Source organism: Arenibacter nanhaiticus, assembly GCF_900141935.1.
GTDB classification, from domain to species: Bacteria; Bacteroidota; Bacteroidia; order Flavobacteriales; family Flavobacteriaceae; genus Arenibacter; species Arenibacter nanhaiticus.
The window spans coordinates 1-2532 of sequence record NZ_FQYX01000070.1; the positions used below are offsets into that span (position 1 = coordinate 1).

Annotated in this window: 1 protein-coding gene; it reads right to left on the reverse strand. The window is 40.4% G+C overall.

Annotated features, from left to right (window positions below; all coding sequences use genetic code 11):
- A partial coding sequence (locus BUA16_RS18065; protein ID WP_143150568.1) for an Ig-like domain-containing protein occupies nucleotides 1-2183 on the reverse strand: 2183 nt, incomplete at its 3' end.
- Nucleotides 2184-2532: the final 349 nt, after the last annotated feature.

Here is a 2532-nt window from a genome sequence, read left to right on the forward strand (position 1 = left end):
TCCGTGCCCAAAGCGGCCTCTTCGGTATCGGTCAGGCCATCATTGTCACTGTCTAAATCTATTGTATTTATTTCTATGTCAAATGGCTCTGAAAAATCACTTAAATTTCCTGCTCCATCTTCGCTTCTTACAACTAAGGTGTACAAACCGTCACTTAGAATTGTAGCGGTATAATCCAAACTCCAGTTCCCGTTTATGTCCGCAATAATGTTCCCGATACTAGTTCCATCCAGAAGTACCTCCACTACATTATTCGGTTCGGCCGAACCATTTATAATCAAGGTATTGTCAGATGTAATTCCATCATTTGCTATGTCCGTGTCTTCACTTATACTCGTTATTATAGGTACTATAGGCGAGGTAGTATCTATCACCAATTCATTAGTTGTGATATCAAAAGAAACATTCCCTGCGTCGTCCTCACTGCTAACCACAACTTCATTGGACCCATTGACATCCGGGGAAAAGATACCGCTGTCAGGAACCTCCGTTTCCGTATCAAGGCTCCAATTTCCTGAACCATCCGCAACAATAGTATAGGTGGCGCCTGCAACAGAAACAGTCAACGTAGTGCCGGCCTCGGCCGTACCCGACAATACGGGGGTGGCATCGTTGGTGGTCTGTGAATTTACGGTGGGCACCTGTAAAATATAGGTATAAGGCCTAATGTTGGAGGAAGTCTCGGTACAATTAGTATTTATTGATGTAACTTGCACTTCAACAACCTTGTCCGCATCATTTTGTAATGAAGCACCAGGAACGTCAATTTGATATCTGAGACTGCCACTTGGATCCAAAACCAGTTCTCCATTATAAATAGTATCGTCAATGATAATAGAAACATCGTTACCTGCCTGGAAATCGCCCGTAACAAATCCGCTGATTGAAATTGGATCAGTTGCTTCTGTTGAGTCAACAATATCGTCCGAAGATATTGGATCTATAGTAATATTGGAATTGCTAGATATTCTATCAATGCCATACACATCGATTCCCATTTCCTGAAACGCACTAACGGTCACCACTGAAGTATAAGTAACCCTAATCTCATCTATAGGCTCTCCAGGTATTAAGGTTGCCGTAATTAAGGCATTATCTCCCAATAAAGTTAAAAGGTCCAAATACACTATATCATCATTTAAGGGGTATGATGCAATTTGGGTTCCGTTACTCCAAGTTGAAAAGCTGATAGAATTTCCCAACAAAGCTAAATCCAAAAACCCTGGCGATAGTCCTATTTGAACATCAAATTGGTCCGTCGCTTCAGTGGGAGAATCAAAATAGAATTTTTGCTCAATAGAGGCTCCTATTCCGGCAACACCAATTCTAATTGATGAAAAATTATCAGGATTTGCGTCAAGGGCAAATTCCGCATTTATAACCCCTTCATTAGAATTGAGTAAGGCAGTGGAAATACCGGATCCATCATATGACGTATAATCCGGTCCTCCACAATTATCCGTAGCACCCGTATAATAGTATGCTCCATAAACTTCCAGCTCAACCTCTGTTGGCAGGGACAATAAGCCCGTCGGGATGCTATTGGTTACTATTATATTACTATAATCCGAATTCGGAGTGATCATAAGATAATAGTCTCCCGTGGCATCCTGTGTCACTGATACAGTGCCATCAGTTGTTGCAAAATTGTCCGAAGAACTAGCGCTAAGAACCGTATTGGACACACTATTCGTGATTTCAACACCTATAGTTTGCCCATCCGACAAGGTAACCCCCAATAAGTCCCCAACAATACCTCCTAAGGTTCCTCCTACCAATGTTTGTAAAATAGCTTCATCAGTAGTGGCTATTTTAACATAGGAAGTGGTTCCTGCAGGAATAGTCGAATTCGCAAAGGACAGGTCAATAAATGAGGAGTAGTTTCCGCTTAATCCCACCCCAACTAGCTCAAATCCTGAACTAGCATATAGAGTAGCCCTATTGGTTAGATCATTTCCCACAGCAAAAGAAGGATTATCTACTGTTTGTACTGTGGTAGTACCTCCCAATATCGTTGATTGATAACTAACTTCCCCAGAGTTCGTTTGCGCACTAGCATATTCAGCATTGGTTTGTGCATGAACAGCAATAGTCCCTATAAAAAATAATCCAGTTATAAATAGATGAATCTTTAGAACTAATTGCGGGGTAGATTTAAAATTAAATAAGTATAAATTTTTCATAAGCAAGAAATTGGTTAATGCTGACTGGGTGTCATTTTAAGGTTAAATGTAGGGAAGCTCCATTTCAGAAATAATTCCTACAGGACACTACAAATTTCCTAATACCCCACTCAATTCAATATCAAATTAGTTTAATAGAAGTTTTATAGGGTTCGATTGTGTTTTTGTATCGATGAACAGTAATTGGTCTTTATGAGTTTAAATGACTGCAATACCATCGGCCAATTCTATGGGGTTAACGGTAAAAAACTACGGCGACAGTTTAGGGATTATTTAAGCGATTTCAGGCAGTGGAAGGAGAAATCCCATGCCAAGCAATGGCTTATATTCCCCGAAAACATAGGGCCTT